Here is a 22,918-nt window from a genome sequence, read left to right as displayed (position 1 = left end):
TTAAGGCTTCATTTCTCCTTCCGAAAGCCAAAGATAGCCCGCACCGAACATAGCCCAAAGGGACGGCATAAAGCCCCCGCTTTTCCTTTCGCTTGTTTATTCCGTTTCTTTTGGGCCTTGTTCTTTGTGCTTAGCTCCTTAGCGGCTTATCGGAATCAAATGCAGCCCTGTGAATTTGAATTTAGGGATATGGATGTCCTATAGGTATTTCAAAGAGAGTCTTTCAGCTATTCAATTATTTATCAGATTTGAAAAACCACAGAATTTTTTACCTCTTCTTATCAAAAAATTAACTCCTACCAGGGTAAAATGGTGAGGTATATGAAGGTGGGAAATGACAGATACAGCCGTCGAAGACGTACATCAAAAAGCACTAGAAAAAGAGAAGCATCTATATAATCATGGGATACGTGGCGAGCTGCCTGATGTCGGCGGCCCAGTTCGTTATAATGATCAATCAGAAACGCATCCTACCAGTGAAAAAGCCAAACACAAACAACGTTTAAAAGATGAGTTTATGCGTGTGGTTAACGATTTGGTCAATGAAGCCTACAACCGCCTGATAGAGCGTTTTGATAAAGAGCTTACCGAATTAAGCATTCAAATCCAGGAATTAGAAACAAAAATGCAGGCGAACCGGGATCAGTGGGATTTGAATATTGAAAGGCTCAACGATATTGATAATGTTCTTCTTGGGTTTGAGGATGGTGGAAAATTAGACAGGCCTGAAGCTCACAGGATTATGGAGGATCACTTTGAAACAGGAATTTCAGAAAATTCCTCAGATGCAGAATTATTACTGTTACTTGAGCAAGTGCGCAAGGAAACGCTTGAGGGCAACGAGGTATTAGATAGGCAATTTGCAGGATTGGAAAACATACATAGCCAAAAACGTCAAAGAGAGCAACGTGTCTTAAATGCCAAGACTGAACTTGAGGTCATCAACAATAATTCTGAATTAAATAACGATCAAAAAGTCGCAGCAATTCATCAGCTTGGTAGAGAAACAGGAACTAAAACACTTCATGCCAGTGCAACAGAAACCCAGGATCAGGAAGCAAAAAAATTGGCTGATGATAGTATCTATTCGACTAAAGTCGAACAGCATGTAGAAACCAAGGTAAATGTTAGCGGTTTCCCTGGACTTAATTGAAAATTGTATTGATTGATGATATTGTTAATACATGAATAGTGATAACAATATAAATCCAAAAATGTCTGTCAATGTTGCGGCAGAGCCTTGGGTAATGGAGCAATTAATGGACACAGAAAGACGAATTGAAAAAGCCTTTCATGAACAAACACAATATTTGTCTCAACAGCAGGCATTGGCCAATGATAAGCTAGATAATACTGTCCGGTGGATGGTAGGTTTGATGATTACGATGATTGTAGCACTCGTTGCTGCAATCTTTTTACAGCCATATATCTAGTTCTTGATTGAATCTAAAGCACGAATTTGTACTAACAGCCTTAAACAAAATAGACTTAAGACTTATTAGTCTTTATCAGAATACTCCTGTTTAAATCGTCTTTGTATCCTTGGAAGCAAGGCTAGAAACTCGTAAGCATCAAAGGACCCATTCATATCATTGTTTATGAAGTAGTCGAAACCTGTTCCCGGCTTGCTATGATACTCTTGAAAAAACTTATGTGGCACATTCATTGAATCCAGTTTATCACTTAATATCCCTATGATTTTGTCATATAATTCTCGCTGATGAGTGCCTCTCAAAACTGCTATAGTTACTATTTCATGTTTGGAAGAATAATTTCCGGCTTGTCTGAAAATGGTTTCTTCTTTTTCATGTTTTTGTGCGCATCCTGGGTACAATGAGAATAAAACACTCAATATGAGAGCAAATAGGTATCGCATGTGATTTTCGGTTTTTGAAATGGACTAAAGGAAAACTGCTGTTTTCGTCCTATTGTGTCCGAAAATTAGGTATAGTATGCCAAAATGAACTTTTACTGGCTCATATGGCATAGTCATTCCTAAATAGCCATTTAAGAAGCAAGTTCATTTACCGTTTAATGAAAGATTACTTAGTGTCGAAAATAGAATTTCCTTAAAGGCAGTAATGACACGAGAACAATTATGCATCACACCGAGCTATAATCATGTTTGCTTGTACTCGATTGAATTTTTGTGAAATAGGGATTAAATATGTATTCCTGAAGTGGCAATATTGAACAAAAGCAAATAGCTTTTTTTCGCCACTTAATACTCAGATACACTCTTTGACTGGCCTTATTTGAGTACTGTCATTCAGATCAGATATTGTGATTGACTGAGACTTTAAATTCCGTTCAGGCAGATTCAGAGTAACTCCATACAGTTGTTCTAAATAGTCATCGATTTCTTTCTTACCTCTTAGTTCAATTAGCTGTTCGATTTGCTCGTCTGAAAAGTCAAATATTCCAAAATTTTTGATGTAATTACTACTTAGTGAGTAATAGCCCGAACCATATGGTTTACTGGAATTTACTATGTAAAACCAAAACAGTCGAGAAGACATGATTTTGCTTAAGTATTCTAATTCGCGTTTATTTTCTCCAACTATGGCTAGTCCATTGACGAAAAGTAAGGATGACTCGTCGTTTATTACATAGTTCGGTATTGAAGGTGAAATATGAGGAAAGAAAAGTTTGAACGGGTATCTTTCTAAAGATTGATTTCTTCCATATGCATACCAGAATTCATAATCTCGACCTTTTCCCTTGTCTCGTTTTGCAAGTAGCTCTTTTTTTGAAAGTAAATAGTTATAAGTATTTGGAAATTTCGTTCTAAATTTTTCCTCAGGGATGATAGTTGGTTGCCCTTTTTCAAATTCGTATGGGAAAATTATTTTCTTTCGAAGGCTATCTATTGAATCTAGCTTGGTAAGCTTGTTTGGATTAATTACATCAACACAAGCTTCTCGCTCAATTGGATAATGTTTGCCATTTTGCATATTAAATAAATGGCCGTTCTCCTCAACTGGTTCGAAGATGTAGACATCATTTTTGAGTGTCGCAATTCCATTTCTGGAAGTAAATTTCTTACCTAGAGGAGTCCCTACGGATTCTATTTTATTCAAAATATCTCTCTCCTGTAAATTCCAGCCTTTTTCAGTATCAAGACTCTCGTAATTTATTGAATCAAAGAACATTCCATCAGATAGTAAATGATCAATGTTTGATAGCTTCACATAGTTTAAGACGTCAGAATGAGAATTATTGATGAGACATATGCAAGTGTATGTTGATTTTGATTCAAAGACTTGAAATGATCCAAAATCCAATATGTCCATATTTAGTTTTTGATTCTGAAAGTACTCCCTTAATGCACGACCATTTACACTTTTGAAAAAGGTGTTCATAGTAATATACCCAAGTGTAGCGCTAGGTTTCAAAATAGCGATTCCAAGTTCAAAAAATGGTATATACAAATCAGGATGTCCAGATTTACTTACTGACCAATTGAGAACTAAATCTTTTGATTCTTCATCAATATTCCTGGAGCAAACATATGGTGGATTTCCAACTATGGAATCGAATCCGGTGAATTCATCAATGTGATTATTCCATTTGAAACTCAGTGCGTTTCCGAGATGAATGTTAAAAGCGAAGGATTCTTCATCTTCGCCATCAATAATGGCAGCTAGCGTGAGTAGGAGTTCGGATCGTTGAACTGAGAAGTTCTTTATATCTAAGCCAAATAGATTTTCTTTAAAAATTGAATAATAACTTCTCCCACTGATCTGCTTAATTCGTTTGGCAACAGTATATAGAAACCCGGAACATCCACATGCAGGATCACACACTCGAAATGAGGAGGCGATTACACTATCTCCGTGAATTGTTTGATTAACAATATATTCTCTGATATAGCTCGGAGTATAAACAGCACCTGTAACGATCTTTTCTTCTGGCGAAACAACAAATTCAAAAGCTTCAATTAAGTCTTCGATGCTGACTATAGAATGCGATTTGGTAATCTTTTCAAATTCCTCATAATCCAAATCATCTTTCTTTATTCTGAGTTTATCGATGAGTTTATTATTACACCTTTCGACATTATTTGAATAAAGGAAATTCGAGACGATTATCCTGTCAACCTTTTTCGGATCGACGGAATATGACTTGAGATATGAAAAGAATTCTCTTTTCATCTGCCAGAAAGGTTTGGACAAATATCATGTTTGCCATTCCAGGAAAGATCACTAGGATCGAACATCCAATTTGACGCAAACGTATGAATATATGGACGCCAAAAGCTTTCTTGGTATAGTTTGAAAATGGAATGATACTCATTTTCATTCCTCATTTTGTTCCATACTTCGGGTGCGAAATTCGCCAAAACAATGTCTGTACCAAGTATTATATCTACCGGTAAATGCATCATTCTGGGTGTATCCATTGAGAGGACTTGACCCGTTGCAATAGAAGATTCGGTTCTTGGTAAATACTGGATGTGATAAATTGGATGTATCTCATCAGTATCTACACTATTATCATGCTTATCAATGTGAAAACCAAAAGAATACGTGCCAGACGAATCAATCCCACGAATTCTAGTTCGAAAATTCATCTGAATGAAGGGGTCATTGTAGGATCCCCAAATTTGATGGTCACACAAAATACTCGTATCAATTGATATTTCCAGAGATGAAATTGTATTGGGATATATATGGCGGCCGGTAACTGGTAAATAGAGTATCAGGTCTTCAATTGAGTATCCCCAACAGGAGTAATCAGTCGTCTTGGGCTTATGGAATGCCTTTGCTTTATCTTTAAGCTTCTTTGCAGCTTGATGCAGTGGAAAAGTATCTGCAATATCAAACTTCTCGATCAATTGAGCATACCTTGTTAATTCATTTGCTCTTTCAAGCCTAATTTTCATTATGTTGCTAGGAACATTCATTTGTTGTGACGATACGCTTGTTTTGCTAATTCAAGTCTTTCCACTTCCTCAGAATTAACCTTTAGGCCTTCTTTAATTCCTCGTCTTTCGGAAGCAGCTTCAAATGACAAATACATTTGATCTTGCCACGGCTTAGGTTCCTTTGTGTAGTGAATTTTAAACCCTTCTAATGGATCAAGAGGTTTCTTAAAAAATTCACAAAGAGTCCAGTAATTTGTACTTACAGCTTTCTCAATGGGTTTTGCAGTAACTATTTCGTTTAAGTTGGTCGCGTCCTTGATTAATTTTACTCTTTGTTCAGCATTTAAAGAGGCCAACCTTTTTCCTGTGAGAGATTTGAATTTTTCTTGAATCAAATCCATCCACCATCTTTCCCATGAATCAGAAAAAATGCCATTATATTTTGCATCTAAAAAGAATTTCCTAAGAAGGTTTGACCAATCACTAGATTTCGCAATGTCAATGCCTAATCGAGCCGCAAAGAGTTTTTCTGGTATTAGTGGACCAGATTTTCTAATAACTTCTTTCAAAAAGTGTTGAGAATATTCGTGAATAGGAAACACAGATTCGGTATCAATGAATTTTCCCATTATACGAGAGTCCACTGGCTTTATATCTCTCCCAAGAATTTTATTCAAATTTCCTTTTACTTCTTTTAATTCCTCATACCCATTAGCAATGGATTGAAGTTTCAAAGCGATTTTCTCCCAATTCGGACTTACATCTTTGACAAAGCGGTAATCGAAAAGATCGTGACTTGTATGATCTCTATTATAATATTCGCGTATTTTTTTATCTGTTGAACATAAAATGATTGGTACATCTTTAATCCCTTCATGTGCAGCACTTCGGTTCCGTAACTCCTGAGCAAGACCTGAAGCGGTAAACTTTACGTCAATTTCAGAGTTACCATCCAATCTCAAGTCAAGTATAATTCCGTCATATTTTTTCAACTGACCTTCAAATTCGGAAATCATGTTTTTGAATTCAGAAACCTGAAAGAAGTCAACGTTTATTATTTCCGTATCCTTAAGACCATCTTTTATGGCCATTACACTTTTGTCCGCAAAGTCATCTATGTATATATAGCTTGCCTTATTCATCTAATAATTCCTTTTTTTGAGGTATCTCAATTCTCATTGTTGTACTGAATCCTTCTTCTGGATTTGTTACCAAAATATCACCTCCATAGCTCTCAGCTATATCCTTGACAATTTTTAAACCTAATCCAATTCCTCTGAGAGACTCGCCTTCTGGTTCGTTTCTACTTGCTGCTGAGGTTGTCGTGAAAAAAGCATTGAATACTTTATCTCTATTTTCTATTGGTATTCCGTCACCGTCATCGGAAAATTCGAGAAACACGTATCCTTCCTCACGTCCACATTTTATTTGGATTTCACCTTTGCTTTCGGCTCGCTTTATTGCTTTTTTAGAATTTATGTAGAAGTTGAAAAGAATTGATGCCCACTCAGATTTGTGCATCGGGACTGTCCATAAATCGTAATCCTCAAATATTGGCTTGTGAAAAATGTAATTGGAGGCTTTAATATCCTCCTGAATAACCTCTTCAAAATCATATACGACATCTCTTAATTCTATAGGGTCTAAATCTCGTAATACATTTCTTGAAATGGCTTCATAAAAATATGCCGTATAAGTGGAAAAGCTTTTTAGATTTTCGTCAAGCCTTTCTGTTCTAGCTAGTGCTTCCGATAAATCAGAAACAGCTCTTTTCAAAAATCTAATATCTGTATCAAATGCTGGTAAGAATCGATCAATTTCATGAACGAACTCGCCTATCACCAAACCTAATCCCGCCAGGATACGAAGCATATTGATTTCCTCAATCAATTCTTTCTTTTCCTCTTTTTCCTTTTCTCTACCCGCCTTTAGCTTGTGAATTTTTTCTTTGAATTGGCTTTTTGAATCAGATGAGCTTGTTGAGCCCTTATCGTCACTGTCAGGGTCTTCATTCTCAATTAATGTTTCTAATTCAAATATTGCTTCATCAACCTCCTGTTCAGCAGGTTTCTTTTCTCTTTTTTCCCAGTCTTTTTGGCCGGCAGTCCCTTTTCTTTTTCTAAGCTCAGCCACCTTTAAAACTGCGCTTATAATTGATCTATAAATAAAATCTGACAGTTCAGTAAAAGCTTCAGATTCAATTAGTCCTTCTCTACTAGATGTTTCTTGAAAAAATTCACCACTTTGATCAGTGATTTCGGCAAATCCAAAAAAGCTAATATTTTGGTGTGTCGCGGTAATACTTCTTCTTCTTGCAGACTCATCTAAACCAATCCAGTCATTTCCTTTTTCGCCATAAGGGAGAACTCTGAATCCATTTCTGTACAAACGGATACCACCTGAATCATTTGCCACTGACCTAATAAAGCTTAGTGTCTGTTTAGAAAGAAGATTTTGTTCATAAATGAAATAGTAGCACTTGAAATGAACATCTCGGATGTAAGAAAATTTTGATCTGTCATTATTTCTTTCTTTACCAATAAAAAAGACGTCCTCTGGGAAGTTCAATTTATCGCTCTTTAAACTCCAGCACCCTTGTCCATCGTCTAGAACAAATCCCTCAATTTCTGCAAGTGCATGCTGAAAGAACGCTTCATTATCATCAATGATAGGTTCTAGATGATCTCCCTCATACTTTCGGAAATATTTACTTTTAAACCCAGGATCAACTCTCTCTGACTCAGATTTTTTGCGATTTTCAGACAAAGGAAAGGGTTGAAGTAAGTCGGAAGTATAACGATAAGCCCTCTTGATCATGGCATCCGTCCAAGCATCTCTCAACCCTTCAATTAATAGAGTAGTGCCTTCATCTTTCGATTTTGGTATGGCTTCAATTTGGTTCGAAATTAAAAGTAGGTCTTTGTCACTTTCAAATTCATTCCATGCAATTGTGATGCGGATTGCATTATCCGAATCTGATGTCTGAGAAATCACAGTCAGTTTCGTTCCTAACCTCTGTGTTGAGAATCTCCCAATACCTTTTTTCCCAGCTCTATACCTTGCATACTTTGCAGAAATTGGATTATGTATTTTATCAGCTGATGAAAGTCTCATAAAACCATTAATAAGTTGTTCTCTTGTCATGCCGACACCATCATCTTCAATGGTTAACGTTCCTCCAACTTCCCAGGCATTTTCAAAAATCAACTTTACTTCAAGAGCATCAGCATCATAGGCATTTTTGACAAGTTCTGATACTGCTGTTTCATGTCTCCCAACAAGCTCAAGACCAAGCCTATTTATAATGCCTGCATCTACTGAAAACCTGACATTTTCACTGTCCAATTTTGCAATTTCATGAGAAAGCGATAAAACGATGCTATTGTCAGAATTATCCTTCTGAAGCTCCTCATTAAGCTTTCCTTTTAGTTCCTCTATTTGGGCCTGAATATCTGTCATTAGGCTAATTTTAAATGACCACAGATTTCAGTGAGAATTTCACTTGGCCCTAAATCAATAGCCAAGGCAATCAAATAGAGTTCATCAGCCCTAAGCTTAGTAGAAGCTTGAAGTGATAATTCACTAAGTCGCGATGGGTTGATCCCTGTTCTACGACTAACCTCTGCCTTATTCACAGACTTTTTAATTAATAGTTCTCCTAATATAATCATTGCAGTTCCGCAAAAGATAAAAGTATGAAACCCGATAGCATTATCCAGAGAATCTAAATATTTAATTTGAAACTCTTGATATTAAAGTCAGATCTCCTCGAAATCTGAAATTCACCTATTTCTTTGGCTTTTAATGTATTGATAAGACCTTGAGACTTCGAGTTCTACTAGAGCATCCCATTGGTTTATTCATGCTCTATTTTCATGGGTGACGTTTGTCAATTGTCTACAAAGCCTGGAAAGCCAAGTAATGCTTTCTCAACAATTCAGTTACGTCATTTTTTCTTGATTTTTTGTCCGAGAATACCTAATACTCGGACAGTTATATTTCGAAAGAAGGTCTAATGCACAAGAACTCAACATCCTTACATAGTCAGAATGGACAGCGCAAATATCTGAATCAAACAGAAAGGCTTAGGTTTCTGGAAGTCACTCAAAAACAACAAATGGAAACTAAGCTCTTTTGTCAACTACTGTGTTATACTGGTGCACGCATCGCTGAAATCCATAACCTTATGGTTCGCAGCATTGATTTCTCTAACCAGGCAGTAATTATTGAAAGCCTTAAAAAACGTCAGAAAGGGGTTTACCGCGAAATCCCTTTACCCGATTTTCTTTTGAATGATTTGATGACATACATTGAACAAAAACAACTCAGTTCGGGATCGTGTTTATGGCCATTTTCCCTCCGCACAGCCTCAAGGCAAATCAAGAGAACCATGAAAGAAGCCGATATACAAGGAGTATGTAGTAGTGCTAAAGGATTACGTCATGGTTTTGCTGTTCATGCAGTTTCAATAGTCCCTTTAACCCTTGTCAAAAAATGGCTAGGTCATGCCAAATTAGAAACCACCGAAATATACTTAAACATTATCGGGAAAGAAGAACGCGAAATAGCAAAGCTAATTTGGTGAAACTTGAATCGATGGGACTTCAGCCTTCTTCACATTGATTTATTTATCTCCGGGAAAAATCAGAACCATTACTCGGGCATCAAATTTTTTAAATTACAAATTGCCAAATAGCCAGTTCCAAATATTCCAATCCAATAATGGAATGGTAGCAGTATCTTCTGAGCCAGATCTATTTTTCTTTTACCAGATTAAAAGAACAAAAGGTGAATCTTTTTACTTGACTCGATAATTCAGTGCTGTTACAACCCTTGATTGTGTCTGAGATTTAGGAATATATTCTTATGTCTCAATTTGTTAATTAACTCATGTGTGGAAGGAAAAAGGATGAGTAATACACTTTATTATGGCGAGATCGTTGCCCGTATCGCAGGGAGACTATATTCATTGAATCATGCGAATGACAATGAAATTCCATCATCAAAGGATATGTCGATGGAAGATATGATCTGTGATGTCAGTGCCGATGCCGGTCGTGTCTTTGATAGTTTAGAAGAGCTTTCAGGTGAACATTTTATCGACTGGAGAAATGCATTGGAATATTATTCAGATGCTCTTCTATCATTCATTCTAGATGGTAGGATGCCAACAATGGCTGATATGATTTCTATGGCAGCCAAAGCTATGGACATATCAAGAGCAGAACGGGTAGCTAAAGCCAAGAGCGTCCTTTAGGCGTTCCCCCTCGCGCATGGCAAGGCAGTCTTAACAGCAAAAAAACACTTCCCCACTTTTCCGCCTTACGTTTTCACTTCAGTTGTGCAAAGCGGGTGATCCCCCTTGTTGTTTTTTCGGCCTTGCCATTTGCTCACCCCCCGTTCGACCACGTGGCAAGGGTTATGGCCAACCCCATAACCCCTTTTACCAAAGGGATTAAACAGACATAAAGGAGAAAAACATGTCAGACCAATCACCACAAAACCAAACACAAGACGCGCTCTATAGCGATACTAATATTTCTATGAAATCTGGACGACTCGTAAAAGATGCTGAAACAATTGCCGAGGGTAGATTCATCAAATTTAGAATTGCTTCGAACAAACAATATCTTGATCAAAACCAGGAGATCAAAGCGGTGACCAATTACTTCAATGTGCTTGTTTCAAGTAATCTCACCGATGCCTTTGAAGAGGCTCAGAGCCTTAAAAAAGGAGAATGGGTCTATATCAAAGGTGAAGACAACTCTAAAAGCTTCGATACCCCTGAAGGCTACAAGCAAAATGCAGTCACAACTTTCGCCTATAAAGTAGCGAAAAAAGACAACTCGCAAACTGAGATACCAGAACAAACAGGCTCAGTGCAACCGTCATAAATCTCACCCTTAAACTTACGGGAGGAGGTTTGTACTTCCTCCCGACTTTTCTCAATTAAGGAGTAATACCAATGCCTCATGAAAAGGCCAAAACAGATATTCAACAAGACATCACAAACAATATCATCAACCTTTTAGATCAAGTTGATCTAAAGGACTACGAGCCACCTTTTGCTAATCTTGCCGCACTTGGAATTCCTGAAAACCCTATTACAAAAAAATCTTATCAAGGGGTTAATATTCTTGCTCTGTGGTTTAACCAGAAATCCAAAAGCTTGCCATCAAATAAATGGGCCAGCTTTAAGCAATGGCAACAGATTGGAGCACATGTGAAAAAAGGTGAAAAAGGCTCGCGTATCATCTTTTATAAAACATTAATCAAAGAAGACTCCAGTCATAGTGAAGGTGAAAGCCAAGAAATTAAGATTCCAATGCTTCGACAGTATGTTGTTTTTAATGCTTCCCAAGTCGAAGGATTTGAAGAACAAGGGCCAACAATACCAGAAATCGATCAAGTAGAGCGAGATAAGCTTATAGATGAATTCTGCCAGAATAGCGGCGCTGATATTCGAAGTGAATCTCAAGAAGCCTTTTACTCACCAATTGGTGATTATATCAATATGCCAGAATCCAAGCTGTTCATTGATACCAAAAACGCTACAGCCACTGAAAATTATTATGCCACCCTGCTTCATGAATTAACACATTGGACAGGGTCTAGCAAACGACTTAACCGTGCTGGAATAACGGGAAAGGTAGAAAAGAAGGATTATGCTTTTGAAGAACTCATTGCCGAGCTGGGGTGTGCCTTTCTTTGTGCCCGGCTCAACATCAAACAAAGCCAACCAAAAGATCATGCGCTTTACATCAAGAGTTGGCTATCAGCTCTAAAAGATGACAAGACTTTCATATTCAAAGCTTCAGCGCATGCAGCTCGAGCATCACAATATCTAGATGACTTGCAATGTGAGGTGTCAAATGAGCTTAATTGAAGAAGTAAAACTGACCTACCGCAACAAACTTAAGGCCAGTGATCGACCAAAGATCACGGGTGCTCAAGATGCGTATAAAGTCTTTTTGCAATCTTGGGATTTTGACCAAATTGATCTACTTGAAGAATGTAAGGCAATGTTCTTAGATCGTCAGCTAAGAGTGATGTCCTTAGCTTCTATCTCCAAGGGTGGATTTAATGGAACTGTGGTTGATCTCAGAATAGTCTTTGCTATGGCACTAAAACGCCGAGCCAATAGCCTTATTCTAGCTCATAATCACCCATCCGGGAATCTTAAACCAAGTCATAGAGATATATCTCTAACAAGGAATTTTGTGGCAGCAGGTAAAATCATGAAAATTGAAGTCGAAGATCATCTTGTAATCACTAGAGATGGGTTTCACTCAATCATTTACGACTTATAGAGGATAGACGAACTATCCAGCCGTACCCAAATGCGATTCTCCTTTGGACGTTCCTTCTTTTACGATCCTCATTTCAAAGCCACACGCTTTAATGATATTCAAAAAGTTACTCAGCTTCATATCATCACTTTTCCCGGATTTGATATTCTGAATAGTCGTGGGCGATATATCAGCTAGTTCAGCAAGTTTCCTTACACTCTTACCATCATTTTCCATGAAGGCATGGAGCAGTTCAGATAAAGCCAACTCTTGGAATTCCTTGTTATAATCTTTCTTGAATTCTGGATCTTTCAATAACTTATCGAAAGCCGATCCGAATCTCTTTTTATCCTTTGTCTTCATAGTATGTTCCTTTCTTGCAACGAGCGCTTGTTTTTAAGCGCCCTTTGGCTTGAAGGCATGAATTTTATCACCCTCATTTCTGAACTCCTCTATGTTCCTAATCGTCCCAACATCGCCCATCAATTGAAAAAGGTGAGCAAGTTTCTTAACGTCACTCGCGTACCTATTCTTCAGGTAGTCTCTCGGTTGACTTTTACCTTTCTCATCAAAATAGAATTCTATTTGATAGATATCTCCTAGTAGGCTTTGTAATCAGGCATATCACCATACCTACAAGCGTACAACTTTATTGGTACAGTGTCTATGATAAAACACATGTATAAGGCTTCGTGTATCAATGGACATCAGGTGTTGCTTCGGTGCAATAAAGGGTCATTTGATCCATCGAATTAATCCTAATAAGAGAGAGTTTTAAAATCGCCTTTTTTCTATCAGACATCACGTCAGGGGAGATCAAATCCCCTGAATTGATGCCCGTGTCAAAAGCGCAAAGTGAACCTCACTTGGCCAAACAAATAGAGAACAAATCTTGACACAATTCTCAATTAGGACTAAAGTCCTATATAGAATTGAAAGGCTAGAAATGAACAAGACAGAAATGATGCTTTTGATGAAATTTCAATCTCCAACGATCCCATTGAAAAAAGTATGTACAGAGTATTTTGGATGTAGTGAAGGCACCGCAAAAAATAAAGCCAAAGCTGGTACATTACCCATTCCTGCCTTTCGGCTGTCTCCATCTCAAAAAGCCCCATGGATGGTTCACACACAAGACCTGGCTAGTTATATTGAACGCCAGCACGAAGAGGCTAAAGATCAATGGGTGGGCACTTAGAATCTCTTCTTATCTGGATATAGGTTTGTGTAAATCTGCCATAGAGTATTCAAGTCCTTATGACCTGTAACCTGTGCAACCTTTTCTATCGGGTAACCTTGCTCAAATAACCTGCTAGCACCTTCTCGTCTTAAATCATGATACCTCAAATCTTCTATTCTAAGCTTGTTCCTTGTATTCCGATATCCGGTTGTAACTGATCGTGAATTGAATGGAAATATTCTAGGCTTGTCTCTAGGTTGACTCATTACAATTTCAAACGCTCCGCCTAAGAGCGGAACCTTCATGTGATTGCCATCTTTCTTCCGTGGATCTTTTCTGTCTCTTACCCAAACCCATTCTTCATCTTCATTTAGGTCTTCCCATAATATTTCACATATTTCACCTACACGCATACATGAAAGAATTGAAAATTCGAACAAGTCAGAATATGGAATAACTGTGCTTCTATTTTTCTCTTTTTCCTTAAGGGCTATTAGCAACTTATCAACCTCTTCCTCTGTTGGTCTGCGTGTTCTAATATTTGACTTACCAATAAGTTTCAAAGTGTGAAGTGTGGGAAGGGCTTGAACGATAGGGTTTTCATTGGCATTAACATCAAATAATGCACGTGCTGTTTTTAATACAGCTCTAATGTGGCTTATATCAGCTGCAACAGTTGCAGGACTCGCACCCGCGGCTTTTCGCTCTTTTGCGTAGTCTACAAAATGTTTGGGATGCAGTTTTTGAACATCCTTATTAGCAATATCACATTTTGTTACAGCTTTAAGAGACATCCGTTTTGATCTACCTGCTTGTACATATGAATCATCTAGATAAGCTTCAATTAAGTCTCCAAGTGTCTTGATAGAGTTATCAAGGCTTAGGGTTTCTTCACCCTTTGAAATTTTGACTTCAAGCTCTTTAACTTTCAGTTTTCCCCATGCCTTTGCAGCAGATTTATTTTTAAAGGTCTTATTTTTTGATCTCCGCTTATCACTATCATTTGATGTCCAACGTACCTGACACAGAAACTTTCCCTTACGTGCCATTATGTTATAGTTAGCCATGCTCAATTTCCTATTCCGATGAGTTTCGCCCAAGGAAATGTTGGCATATTGTTGGCAAAAAATCAATGAAATAACCTAAAATGAGTAAAAACAACTAAAAAAAGCAGAAGGCTATAACCCTATGAAACCCTTGAAAATCAAAGTGAAACAAGAAAAAAAGCCGCTTTCACAAATCAGCATTGCACCTATGATGGATTGGACAAGTATTAACAATAAGCTGTTGAAATAAAACAATTCTTAAATTCTTGATGGCAATATGTTGGCAAATTGATCTAGAAAGGAAGGACATTTAGTGGTATGTCGGCTTCCCTAAAAGTTGTCCAGTCTAAAATGGAGTTGGCTGAGTAATTGAGGAGATTATCGATGATCTCATGGGGCTAAAATGAGTGAACCCAAATATGGTCGGGGTCATAAGCTTGAAACCAAACTGAAATGGCTGAATAAAGTTGCTTATTCGATGGTCGATTCTATATAACTCTTCAACTCAGATTGCATCGCTCTAATTTTACAATGGACAGGAATTTCTTTTATCTGAGATAGTTGTGAAATTGAATTCAGGGTCAGAATATATGAGTATTATAATTGAATTTGACTAATGCCATAACATCATAATTTTAATTACATATTATGCCATTAAGTCTAGATCGACATCAATTTCAACGTCTTCAATTTTAATACCATTTTGCTCAATAAAAACAAATGTTCCTCTACCATTTGCAACTTTCGAGCTTTTGTGAGAATAGCCATCTTTTGAGGATACTAGTTCTACATCGAAATTGAATTGTGCATTTTTAAACTCAAAAGTTCGTTGTGGAATATTAACAAAAACATCATCTGAACTGAGTTCCACTTCACTATCATTTACTCCGTAATTACCTGGCTCTGTTTCATTGAGTTTGTCAAGCCAAGACGAGTGATATTGAAGCTGCTCAGCAACTTTTTCCCTTATCGTTTCTAGTGTCATATTCGTTTTTATTAATTCAAAGAGTTCATAAATCGTATTTCGTTCACATAACTCTACTTTAAAGCTAGGAAAAACTTGATGAGATTACTCACAAACAACCGGTTTCGTTTTTTTGATTTGTTTTCATGAAACTTCCAAATTCCATTCTAATGCTAATAAAGGCAAATAGAATAGGCATTGGTATCGAAACGGACTCAAACATTAACTCCCCTTAAGAAGTGCTGACACTCGGCAATTTAAAGATCCGACGCTACGGAGTTAATTAGACTTTTCACATATTGCGATATTATGTTTCGAAACAAGTATTTACGACTTTCTATCCTAGCGTTCATATTGTGTCTGTGTAATAGTTCTTCAGCTCAAGTTATTTTTAAAGGACAACTTCACGATCAAGAATTAAGACCTCAGGCTGGAGTATTTGTTAAAGGGTTAGCAAAAACTACCGAAACAGATGAAAATGGATATTTTCACTTTGATTTCCCGGAGCTCTACAGATTCAAATCCATCTATATAGAGTTCGGGTTGAAACAAAATCAAACACTTGTAGGCCAAGCCTCAAATCAAACAAAAATTGATTTAGTAGGTGATCCTACCCTGATTATTAAATTCACTGTAAAAGACAAGGAAATCCACCTCAATGCTTTGCATGATGAGATCAAATCACTGCATTCAGGAATTAAACAGGTACGTGACAGCTTATCAAAATATCAATCAATTGTAGTAGAAACGAGCAGAAGGTTTGATGAATACATTGAGAACCAAGAGACTAAAGCGGAACTTGAAGCTTTGCGCCTGAATAAGAATTATAAAGAGCTAGCTGAATATATAAACAAGGAAATTGATAAAAATAGTGGTACTAAGATTGGTGAAAATCGCAATTACAAAGAAATTTCCTTGGCCCATGCAGTGCTGGCTGACAGTTATATGCTAGATCATGACTTTATAAAAGCAAAAATCGAATATGAAGTTGCTCTATCTTATGATCCTGTAAATTGGAAGCTAAGAATGGCTTTAGGTATTGCTCAAAATTTATCAGGTGATAAACAATCAGGGTTGAAAACACTGGAGTCTCTATCCGAAGAAAGTGATATCAAGACATTTTTAAAGTATGCTAGTATTACAGACCATTATCTAACAAACATTTCTATCGACTCAGCATCCATTTCGATCAATACAGCATTGAATTCATTACTCAAGGTCAATATGGTTAAAGTTGATGCCTCAGTTAGAGAGTACATAGCACTTTTCACAATGGCGTTGGCTTCTTCTTTTAATGACCTAAATGAACCAAATATTGCGTTCATTTTGTATGAAGAAGCTTCATCTCAATTAAAAAATCTTGTCAGAGAAAGTAAAGATTATGATCTCTTGAACTATTCAGCAAGACTTCATGCAGAGTACTCACTTTTATGTTATGAGAATGGTTTGGGTGATAAAAGTGTTTCCCTCGTGAGTTACGCGGTAGAAGTAGCTCGCTTTCTCTATGATAGCGCTCCCGATGAGTATAATTTAACGCTAATAGAAGCCTTAAACGCACAGTCTAAAATCACACAACTTAAATCTGGAGACGCTAGCTATAAGAGCATAATATTGGAAATTCATGAATTACTAGAAAATGCAATTATTGATGACCCTGAGTGGATCGAGGCTAAAATCAATTTCATGCTTACTCAAATAATATTGACCGGTACAAATGAAAACTATGATCAAGCACTAACTCAGTGGAATAATGTTATTCAACTTTTAGAAAACCCCAGTCTGGTGAACGATAGATATGTAGACTTGCTTTATCCGAAAATCTATTCCATTGGAGCTATACTAAGCTTGGATGCTGGTGACTTCAAAACTGCTACATTCTATTATTCAAAATCACTCTCACAATACGATTCAATTCAAAACAATACATCCATAGATGTCAGACTCAATCGGGCTATCCTTCTGTCTTCGATCTTGAAGAATACTGATAAGATTATGCTGGAACTAGAGGAGAACGAAGTTTTTGAAAAGATAATATCGGATTTAAATGCAATCGCCTTAGAAAAACAATCCTATAAAAATGCTAGACGTCTTCATCTGGCCTTAGAGACTTTATCTTGGACGAAATATGTAGTTACTCGACCAACGGTTTCTAAAAAGGTCCTTCTTACAAACCTCAAAGTGCTAGAGAGTTTTAACTTATATCATGAATTAAGTTACCTAAGGTTTAAACTCAATTGTTACAATGGCCTTTTGTTGGCAAATAAATTTATTAATGAAGTCTTTCCTTCAAAAGATATAATTATTGAAAGCCAGAATATTTTAAACAAAGTTCAAAATGATATCATTAGATTTCAAGAACTTGGTGGGGAAATGTACGTCGTGCAGACATTCAAAGACCATCAAAATCAGTTTGACAAGGCTTACAAGCATCCCTTAAGCATTAATGAGAGTTTAGTGACAGCATGTGAATTAAATCTCCCGGATCTTGTTGAAAAAGCGATATCAGAAGGGGCCGATGTCAACTTTGGAGATGACTGGAAACCCATTCAGTTAGCTTGCGTAAATGGCTCTTATCCAGTATTCCAAATTTTAATTAATAATTCATCGAGAACGGATTTTAGAACATCAGAGGGGCAAACATTATTGCACTTAGCATCAGCATCTGGAAATATTGACATTGTTAGCAGACTAATTACGTTAGGTTTGGACCCAAATGCTACTGGTGAGGTTATTTATGATGTTAAAAAACCTTCCCTACCGGGCGAAGAAGTTAACTCTGAGGTTGTTCAAGATTTTGATGTCACTCCTTTGATGTTAGCTGGCCAAAGTAAAAGTAAATCTTTTGAAGTCACCAGATTCTTGGTAGAGCATGGCGCTAATATTGATGCACTTTCACTTAAGGGAGAAAGTGTTTTTTATTTCCATATTGCTAATTCAGCAGAGGAATCATCCATCTACCTTTTAGATAAAGGGTTGAGGTTGAATGAAGAAGACTTCCCAAGATTCATAATTACAGCAATCAGCAACAATATGAATCAACTACTTCAAAAGTTAACGAACCAAGAGGGTTTTGATGTTGGATTCAAAATCGATAATGGCATGAATTATTTGGATGTTGCTCTTGCAACTGGGAATTTAGATGCCGCAGAGATTTTTTTAAAATCTGGAGTATCACTTAATGCGATTGACAAAGACTTTGGTTATTCCAGTTTGCATCTCGCTGTCTTATTAATTGATGGAAATGCGATCAAATGGCTCATAAACAAAGGGGCTGACATAAATATTCAAAGTGATGAAAATGGCACTCCATTAGGACTTGCAAATATGCTCCCAAATGGGATTGAGATAATTCCTTTATTGCTGGAAAATGGGGCCGATATTGATATTACAGATAAAAATGGAAATACACCTTTAATGGTCGCTGCTTTTAAACGCAATTCAAAAGCTGTGAAATTATTGATAGAGAGCGGTGCAAATAAGAATATTCAAAACTCGAAAGGAATGACTCCTCTGAAATGGGCAGAATTAATCAAAGATCAAACGTTGATCAGGCTCCTTTCCACTGACTAGTTCTTTTTAAAGGTTGAATCAGTATGATGCAGAATTGACTCTGTTCGTTTTTTCTGATTCTCTTGCAAAGAGACTGAATCTATGATTTTTGATAACATCAAAGCACTTTCATCTGATTCAGCTAACACTGATCCTTCATCAACTAGATAACTGAAGTGAGGGAAATCATAATTATTGCTTTCAGCTCCATTTGGATAGTACGTTTCCTTTATGACATCAAACTCTGCTTTTTGTTTCTTGTATGAATTTAAGTCGGAATAAACAGAAACTTTTATCATATTTATTCTTGGATCATCCAGTAAGCCGTCACCGGGGTCATAACCATGACCTTCCCCGTAAATTAACAGACCCTTTCCATGTTCAAGAAAGTGATTAACAACTTTCTCATTGACCAACGAATCCAAGCTTAGTCGATGCTTAAAATGTTCTAAAATTTCGTCAATAGAGCGATCATTAATGGATTCCATGAAAGATGTTTTTGTTGTTTCTTTTTGTTGATCAACACCGAAAAGTTTAATATCTAAATCAAAACATTTCTTGGCCAACAACCATAGCCGTTCACTTGTTCGCAAACCATCTTTCGAAAGAACATACTCTAACTCGGCTTGACTAAAGCGATTAAACACTTCTTCTAAATCTATCTTGAGTGTTTCTACATAATCACTGTGATGTTCAATCATGATAACTTCTAATCCTAGACCTTTCAGTGATTGCATCAAATTGGAATCATGAAGCAGACTCTTTAATTCACCATTGTTATGATCCGAATCTCCTAGAAAAAGTACATCAGTATCCTCGAAAGAATAGATTTTGTTGCATAACAGGCTAAAATCAATCTTGATTAGCTCAGATTTAGCGATCCCATCTTGTTCTTCCTTGAAGATTTCTCTCAATTCTTTTGATAAATCACTCTTATATTCCACCAAACACTCCAAAAGCTGTTGTCTAAGAATTATATATCATTCTAATTAACAAATGGTTAGGAAGCGCTATATGAAAACCTATTTCGATATTGAATCTATAGGCTCAATCTGAATGGTATTAATAAAGTCATCATCGAGCATGTATGAAAAAGAGTATGCCTTAAAACCGGTTTTACGGACTTCTAAAAGATAAAAGGAATCTTTCTTCGGATTAGGAACTCGAAATTCAAATTTACCCAATGAATCCGTTGTAGCACTTAAGTGTCCCAGCTTGGCTGTTGCGTCCGTAATTAAAATTCCGTTAGATTTGACCTCTCCCTTTAGCCATTCATTTTTTACTTTATCGGACTGTAGGAGACCTTCAATCCAGTTTATGAAATCAACGCCATCAACAAGGTAAGATATTAGATTCATAAATATTACAATGGCAGGTAGTATGACATGTAATTTTAGTCGTCTCGGTTTTGGTTTTTCATCCTTAGTTTCTTTCTCTTCATTTGTTTGTTCATGTTTTGAATTCGTGGAGATAACCGATGATTTTTCTTCTGTCTTTTTTAATTGGATTTCTTCAATTTGGGTGAAATTTAAACGCTCTTCTATTTTTTTAGAACGATAATCCTCCCACTCAAAAAATTTACCCTGAGTGGCAAATGCAGTTAATGTATTGATTATTGGATATGAATAAGCGACACCATCATCCGATTCTTTGACCAAAGTTTCGAGTTTATCTATTCCACCTGCTCTTTTTATAGCTGCTTGGATTTTACTTATATAAATAGCATAGGTGCGATTAACGCTGACCTGCAACTCAACATCAAATTCTTCGGCTTTTTTTTTATTCAATACAGCGTAGTCATTGATTGAATCACGTAGTTTACTTTTCACCTCCGACGAAACTTCAAGAATACCCTTATCTGATATACCATACTCTTGAAGAGCTAAATCAAATAATTCTTTTAAGATTCGGATGTCATTTCCGTACAATCTCTGCTCTTTCCTCATTTCGATCTATTTGATGACTTATTAAAGGCTATTCAAATGCATTTCGAAAACACTTTGTAAAAAGCCGCTTCTCTACCATTGCACTTACCCAATCGCGGAATGATAAACCTTAGACTTTTAACAAAAATAAACAGAAACATTATGAGGAATTTATTCGCCAATGTCTTTCACTTCAGAAACTCTACGACGCCTTCATATGGCTCTATTAGTGTAGAAAAGCTGGTGAGAAGAACAATGAAGGAGGTTAAGGCATTGAAGGCTGAAGGTGGAAACTATGAGGAAGCAAGACAATTTGCATCATTCATATTTGATCAACACGAGCTTGGCGTACACGGCGCATACGATGAGAGTATCGAAGATATGGCTGATGACCATTTTGATTCAGAGCGCAGGTTGAAACACATAGATGAAAACCGTTCTGCTTATATCGAATCAGAAAAGAAGGCAATTTCAGAAAAACTCTATCGCCTCATTGACAAGCTCGCTGCAGCGGTGCAGCGCATGAAAGGCCAAACCAAAGAACACAATTCATACAACGCTTAAATAAATACTTAATTATGGTATCAAAAATCAGTAATCGGCACCTAAAAAATCTGGTGCTCAATTTCATCATATCTCCATTCTTCGCGGGAATTGTCTTGCTGGCTGGAATGGCGATTGAGTTTGCAATGAATCAAACCCTTTATGTCGATCTATTTGACATGGGTCTGGTTCTGGGAACGGGTCTCGCTTTGGCTATGTCCGTTATCATTTCGACTCTGTCCACTCTCACTGCGAAGTTATTGGATCAAGGGCGCTATGCTATAGCTGTAATTGCATCTGTGTTGGCTATAGGTTTTTTCACGATCATTTTCTATGCCTATAAGGAGGTTGAGCAAAGAAAGACAAGCGATCCCTTTAATGACCTCCTAGGAGGACCGACAGCAGCAGATTCTAACCAACATGTATTGGTCTTGGCTCTTGTCGTTATTCTTTACGCGGTATCAGTTCTTGTTCACTTCCTCCTTTACACTGACAAGACTGTTCAAAGCCCTGCGATTTACCGATTGCTGATGGCAGAACTAGGTCGCCTGTTTCGCTTCAGACTCTTCATTTTGGAAGGTGTTTACAATCGACTTAAGGGGAGACCTCAAATCATAGCAGAAAACAAGGTACGTGCCTATCAAGACGACCTTGAGTCTAAGGTGTGGAAGCTCAGCAAAGAGCTGAAAAAACTTCGTGGACGAAGAGCCTTTGACCTTCGAAAGCTGGAACTAGCAAAACTGCGTGTTGATGCCTACATCGATGCTCTATATGGCGATCAGAATTAATCATTCTTACACTTAAAATAAGTATCAAATGAAATTGACAAAGTTTAAAGTATGGGGCTGCAAGGTCGGTCTCATACTATGGCTCATCACCTATCTAACAATAGATGAGATATATGCTCAAATTGAGAACATAATTGTACCACATGATGTAAGCGAAAGCTTGACTGATGTGAAATCCTTTCAAGGGGTTGAAACCTTGAAGGATCTCCTAGTTGAGCTTGATGTTCAGCACTCAAACAAGGGCGTGAATTTGTACACGACCACTATCGGGGAGAATCCAATTCCAGAAGTTCGTGTGGCTGAACTTTCCGAGCACGATCCTTGGTTCGGGTCTTCCTCAAAACGACGCGCTGCTATAGGTGCGTTTGTTTCGAAGGCCAAGAGTGACTTTTTATGGTTAGCTGCTAAAGACTGTGATGAGCGTCAAACGAACTTCTACCGTACACTTGCGCATAGCTTGAGCCTAGTTGATTTGAGTCTGTCAACAACCGTCATTACATTTTCTGATGCAGTAGAAGTATCTAGTGTGGTATCTATGGCCCAATTTGTGGATAATCCTTCTGATATCGTCAACGATTCCTATGAGGATATTGTCCAAAGCTTGGAAGCTGACGCGAGATTACCAGATTTGAGCAATGTGAAAATTATAATTGTTGCTCCAGGGCAAAATAACGACCTGATACTATACTCATGCCGCTTCTGGAAGAAGTTTCTAGGGTCGAAGAATGCGGACGTGGTTGTACAGGCCTCATTTTAAATGCTCCAGT

The 22,918-nt window shown here is 37.2% G+C and carries 23 protein-coding genes; 12 read left to right on the top strand and 11 right to left on the bottom strand.

Going from position 1 to position 22,918, the window contains the following annotated elements; translation table 11 throughout:
• The first annotated feature begins 334 nt into the window (after positions 1-334).
• A complete protein-coding gene (locus R8G66_02925) occupies positions 335-1,153 on the top strand; it encodes a hypothetical protein (GenBank protein ID MDW3191282.1) in 819 nt (272 codons plus the stop codon).
• A gap of 31 nt (positions 1,154-1,184) precedes the next feature.
• Positions 1,185-1,433 carry a hypothetical protein gene (locus tag R8G66_02920; protein MDW3191281.1) on the top strand — a complete coding sequence of 83 codons (249 nt, stop codon included), beginning with the start codon at positions 1,185-1,187 and terminating at the stop codon, positions 1,431-1,433.
• A 65-nt stretch (positions 1,434-1,498) separates the two neighbouring features.
• Here the strand turns inward: R8G66_02920 and R8G66_02915 are convergent, their stop codons facing one another.
• From R8G66_02915 to R8G66_02890, 6 genes are all read right to left on the bottom strand, one after another.
• On the bottom strand, positions 1,499-1,876 hold the full coding sequence (locus R8G66_02915) for a hypothetical protein (GenBank protein ID MDW3191280.1): 378 nt from the start codon (positions 1,874-1,876) through the stop codon (positions 1,499-1,501).
• 352 nt (positions 1,877-2,228) lie between these two features.
• Complete coding sequence (locus tag R8G66_02910; protein MDW3191279.1) at positions 2,229-4,154, bottom strand: N-6 DNA methylase; 1,926 nt, start codon at positions 4,152-4,154, stop codon at positions 2,229-2,231.
• Entirely contained in the window at positions 4,151-4,906 is a 756-nt protein-coding gene (locus tag R8G66_02905) for a hypothetical protein (protein MDW3191278.1), read from the bottom strand. The genes R8G66_02910 and R8G66_02905 overlap by 4 nt, the downstream gene beginning before the upstream one ends.
• The gene (locus tag R8G66_02900; GenBank protein MDW3191277.1) at positions 4,903-6,009 is read right to left on the bottom strand and encodes a hypothetical protein; all 1,107 of its coding nucleotides are present in this window, start codon (positions 6,007-6,009) and stop codon (positions 4,903-4,905) included. The genes R8G66_02905 and R8G66_02900 overlap by 4 nt, the downstream gene beginning before the upstream one ends.
• Positions 6,002-8,326: an ATP-binding protein gene (locus tag R8G66_02895; protein ID MDW3191276.1), complete on the bottom strand. Its 2,325-nt coding sequence runs from the start codon at positions 8,324-8,326 to the stop codon at positions 6,002-6,004. Before R8G66_02895 ends, R8G66_02900 begins: the two co-directional genes overlap by 8 nt.
• Positions 8,326-8,538, bottom strand: coding sequence for a helix-turn-helix transcriptional regulator (locus R8G66_02890; GenBank protein ID MDW3191275.1), 213 nt, complete (start codon positions 8,536-8,538; stop codon positions 8,326-8,328). The genes R8G66_02895 and R8G66_02890 overlap by 1 nt, the downstream gene beginning before the upstream one ends.
• A gap of 344 nt (positions 8,539-8,882) precedes the next feature.
• Here R8G66_02890 and R8G66_02885 point away from each other — a divergent pair, with 344 nt between their 5' ends.
• The 5 genes from R8G66_02885 (at position 8,883) to R8G66_02865 (ending at position 12,177) form a co-directional block, all read left to right on the top strand.
• Positions 8,883-9,452: a site-specific integrase gene (locus tag R8G66_02885; GenBank protein ID MDW3191274.1), complete on the top strand. Its 570-nt coding sequence runs from the start codon at positions 8,883-8,885 to the stop codon at positions 9,450-9,452.
• A 324-nt stretch (positions 9,453-9,776) separates the two neighbouring features.
• Entirely contained in the window at positions 9,777-10,124 is a 348-nt protein-coding gene (locus R8G66_02880) for a hypothetical protein (protein MDW3191273.1), read from the top strand.
• Between the two features lie 223 nt (positions 10,125-10,347).
• Positions 10,348-10,761, top strand: a complete 414-nt coding sequence (locus R8G66_02875; GenBank protein ID MDW3191272.1) for a single-stranded DNA-binding protein — start codon at positions 10,348-10,350, stop codon at positions 10,759-10,761.
• Between the two features lie 71 nt (positions 10,762-10,832).
• The gene (locus tag R8G66_02870; protein ID MDW3191271.1) at positions 10,833-11,753 is read left to right on the top strand and encodes a zincin-like metallopeptidase domain-containing protein; all 921 of its coding nucleotides are present in this window, start codon (positions 10,833-10,835) and stop codon (positions 11,751-11,753) included.
• Entirely contained in the window at positions 11,740-12,177 is a 438-nt protein-coding gene (locus R8G66_02865) for a JAB domain-containing protein (GenBank protein ID MDW3191270.1), read from the top strand. The genes R8G66_02870 and R8G66_02865 overlap by 14 nt, the downstream gene beginning before the upstream one ends.
• 12 nt (positions 12,178-12,189) lie before the next feature.
• Here the strand turns inward: R8G66_02865 and R8G66_02860 are convergent, their stop codons facing one another.
• The gene (locus tag R8G66_02860) at positions 12,190-12,519 is read right to left on the bottom strand and encodes a helix-turn-helix transcriptional regulator (protein ID MDW3191269.1); all 330 of its coding nucleotides are present in this window, start codon (positions 12,517-12,519) and stop codon (positions 12,190-12,192) included.
• A 583-nt stretch (positions 12,520-13,102) separates the two neighbouring features.
• On the opposite strand from R8G66_02860, the gene R8G66_02855 reads away from it, so the two are divergent.
• The gene (locus tag R8G66_02855) at positions 13,103-13,354 is read left to right on the top strand and encodes a pyocin activator PrtN family protein (GenBank protein MDW3191268.1); all 252 of its coding nucleotides are present in this window, start codon (positions 13,103-13,105) and stop codon (positions 13,352-13,354) included.
• Here the strand turns inward: R8G66_02855 and R8G66_02850 are convergent.
• Together R8G66_02850 and R8G66_02845 are read right to left on the bottom strand one after the other, a co-directional pair.
• Positions 13,351-14,385 (bottom strand): tyrosine-type recombinase/integrase, encoded by a 1,035-nt coding sequence (locus tag R8G66_02850; protein MDW3191267.1) that lies wholly within the window; start codon positions 14,383-14,385, stop codon positions 13,351-13,353. The genes R8G66_02855 and R8G66_02850 overlap by 4 nt on opposite strands.
• 643 nt (positions 14,386-15,028) lie before the next feature.
• Positions 15,029-15,367: a hypothetical protein gene (locus R8G66_02845; protein ID MDW3191266.1), complete on the bottom strand. Its 339-nt coding sequence runs from the start codon at positions 15,365-15,367 to the stop codon at positions 15,029-15,031.
• Between the two features lie 288 nt (positions 15,368-15,655).
• Between R8G66_02845 and R8G66_02840 the strand changes: the two genes are divergently transcribed.
• Complete coding sequence (locus R8G66_02840) at positions 15,656-18,916, top strand: ankyrin repeat domain-containing protein (GenBank protein MDW3191265.1); 3,261 nt, start codon at positions 15,656-15,658, stop codon at positions 18,914-18,916.
• Here R8G66_02840 and R8G66_02835 read toward each other — a convergent pair.
• Positions 18,913-19,839: a hypothetical protein gene (locus R8G66_02835; GenBank protein MDW3191264.1), complete on the bottom strand. Its 927-nt coding sequence runs from the start codon at positions 19,837-19,839 to the stop codon at positions 18,913-18,915. The genes R8G66_02840 and R8G66_02835 overlap by 4 nt on opposite strands.
• A 78-nt stretch (positions 19,840-19,917) precedes the next feature.
• A complete protein-coding gene (locus tag R8G66_02830) occupies positions 19,918-20,841 on the bottom strand; it encodes a hypothetical protein (GenBank protein MDW3191263.1) in 924 nt (307 codons plus the stop codon).
• Positions 20,842-20,982: 141 nt separating this feature from the next.
• Between R8G66_02830 and R8G66_02825 the strand changes: the two genes are divergently transcribed.
• From R8G66_02825 to R8G66_02815, 3 genes are read left to right on the top strand one after another with little or no spacing between them, the layout of a single operon-like run.
• The gene (locus R8G66_02825) at positions 20,983-21,384 is read left to right on the top strand and encodes a hypothetical protein (protein ID MDW3191262.1); all 402 of its coding nucleotides are present in this window, start codon (positions 20,983-20,985) and stop codon (positions 21,382-21,384) included.
• Positions 21,385-21,398: 14 nt separating this feature from the next.
• Positions 21,399-22,151 carry a hypothetical protein gene (locus R8G66_02820; protein ID MDW3191261.1) on the top strand — a complete coding sequence of 251 codons (753 nt, stop codon included), beginning with the start codon at positions 21,399-21,401 and terminating at the stop codon, positions 22,149-22,151.
• A gap of 28 nt (positions 22,152-22,179) precedes the next feature.
• Positions 22,180-22,908 (top strand): hypothetical protein, encoded by a 729-nt coding sequence (locus R8G66_02815; protein MDW3191260.1) that lies wholly within the window; start codon positions 22,180-22,182, stop codon positions 22,906-22,908.
• Positions 22,909-22,918: the final 10 nt, after the last annotated feature.

This window comes from Cytophagales bacterium (assembly GCA_033344775.1).
Classification (GTDB): domain Bacteria; phylum Bacteroidota; class Bacteroidia; order Cytophagales; family Cyclobacteriaceae; genus JAWPMT01.
This window is presented reverse-complemented; position numbering and strand designations above follow the sequence as displayed.

What these genes read in the sequence shown, in the direction of transcription:
- R8G66_02925 (MDW3191282.1), top strand. Translation starts at nt 335, where the DNA reads ATGACAGATACAGCCGTCGAAGACGTACATCAAAAAGCACTAGAAAAA.
- R8G66_02920 (MDW3191281.1), top strand. Translation starts at nt 1,185, where the DNA reads ATGAATAGTGATAACAATATAAATCCAAAAATGTCTGTCAATGTTGCG.
- R8G66_02915 (MDW3191280.1), bottom strand. Translation starts at nt 1,876, where the DNA reads ATGCGATACCTATTTGCTCTCATATTGAGTGTTTTATTCTCATTGTAC.
- R8G66_02910 (MDW3191279.1), bottom strand. Translation starts at nt 4,154, where the DNA reads ATGAAAAGAGAATTCTTTTCATATCTCAAGTCATATTCCGTCGATCCG.
- R8G66_02905 (MDW3191278.1), bottom strand. Translation starts at nt 4,906, where the DNA reads ATGAATGTTCCTAGCAACATAATGAAAATTAGGCTTGAAAGAGCAAAT.
- R8G66_02900 (MDW3191277.1), bottom strand. Translation starts at nt 6,009, where the DNA reads ATGAATAAGGCAAGCTATATATACATAGATGACTTTGCGGACAAAAGT.
- R8G66_02895 (MDW3191276.1), bottom strand. Translation starts at nt 8,326, where the DNA reads ATGACAGATATTCAGGCCCAAATAGAGGAACTAAAAGGAAAGCTTAAT.
- R8G66_02890 (MDW3191275.1), bottom strand. Translation starts at nt 8,538, where the DNA reads ATGATTATATTAGGAGAACTATTAATTAAAAAGTCTGTGAATAAGGCA.
- R8G66_02885 (MDW3191274.1), top strand. Translation starts at nt 8,883, where the DNA reads ATGCACAAGAACTCAACATCCTTACATAGTCAGAATGGACAGCGCAAA.
- R8G66_02880 (MDW3191273.1), top strand. Translation starts at nt 9,777, where the DNA reads ATGAGTAATACACTTTATTATGGCGAGATCGTTGCCCGTATCGCAGGG.
- R8G66_02875 (MDW3191272.1), top strand. Translation starts at nt 10,348, where the DNA reads ATGTCAGACCAATCACCACAAAACCAAACACAAGACGCGCTCTATAGC.
- R8G66_02870 (MDW3191271.1), top strand. Translation starts at nt 10,833, where the DNA reads ATGCCTCATGAAAAGGCCAAAACAGATATTCAACAAGACATCACAAAC.
- R8G66_02865 (MDW3191270.1), top strand. Translation starts at nt 11,740, where the DNA reads ATGAGCTTAATTGAAGAAGTAAAACTGACCTACCGCAACAAACTTAAG.
- R8G66_02860 (MDW3191269.1), bottom strand. Translation starts at nt 12,519, where the DNA reads ATGAAGACAAAGGATAAAAAGAGATTCGGATCGGCTTTCGATAAGTTA.
- R8G66_02855 (MDW3191268.1), top strand. Translation starts at nt 13,103, where the DNA reads ATGAACAAGACAGAAATGATGCTTTTGATGAAATTTCAATCTCCAACG.
- R8G66_02850 (MDW3191267.1), bottom strand. Translation starts at nt 14,385, where the DNA reads ATGGCACGTAAGGGAAAGTTTCTGTGTCAGGTACGTTGGACATCAAAT.
- R8G66_02845 (MDW3191266.1), bottom strand. Translation starts at nt 15,367, where the DNA reads ATGACACTAGAAACGATAAGGGAAAAAGTTGCTGAGCAGCTTCAATAT.
- R8G66_02840 (MDW3191265.1), top strand. Translation starts at nt 15,656, where the DNA reads ATGTTTCGAAACAAGTATTTACGACTTTCTATCCTAGCGTTCATATTG.
- R8G66_02830 (MDW3191263.1), bottom strand. Translation starts at nt 20,841, where the DNA reads ATGAGGAAAGAGCAGAGATTGTACGGAAATGACATCCGAATCTTAAAA.
- R8G66_02825 (MDW3191262.1), top strand. Translation starts at nt 20,983, where the DNA reads ATGAGGAATTTATTCGCCAATGTCTTTCACTTCAGAAACTCTACGACG.
- R8G66_02820 (MDW3191261.1), top strand. Translation starts at nt 21,399, where the DNA reads ATGGTATCAAAAATCAGTAATCGGCACCTAAAAAATCTGGTGCTCAAT.
- R8G66_02815 (MDW3191260.1), top strand. Translation starts at nt 22,180, where the DNA reads ATGAAATTGACAAAGTTTAAAGTATGGGGCTGCAAGGTCGGTCTCATA.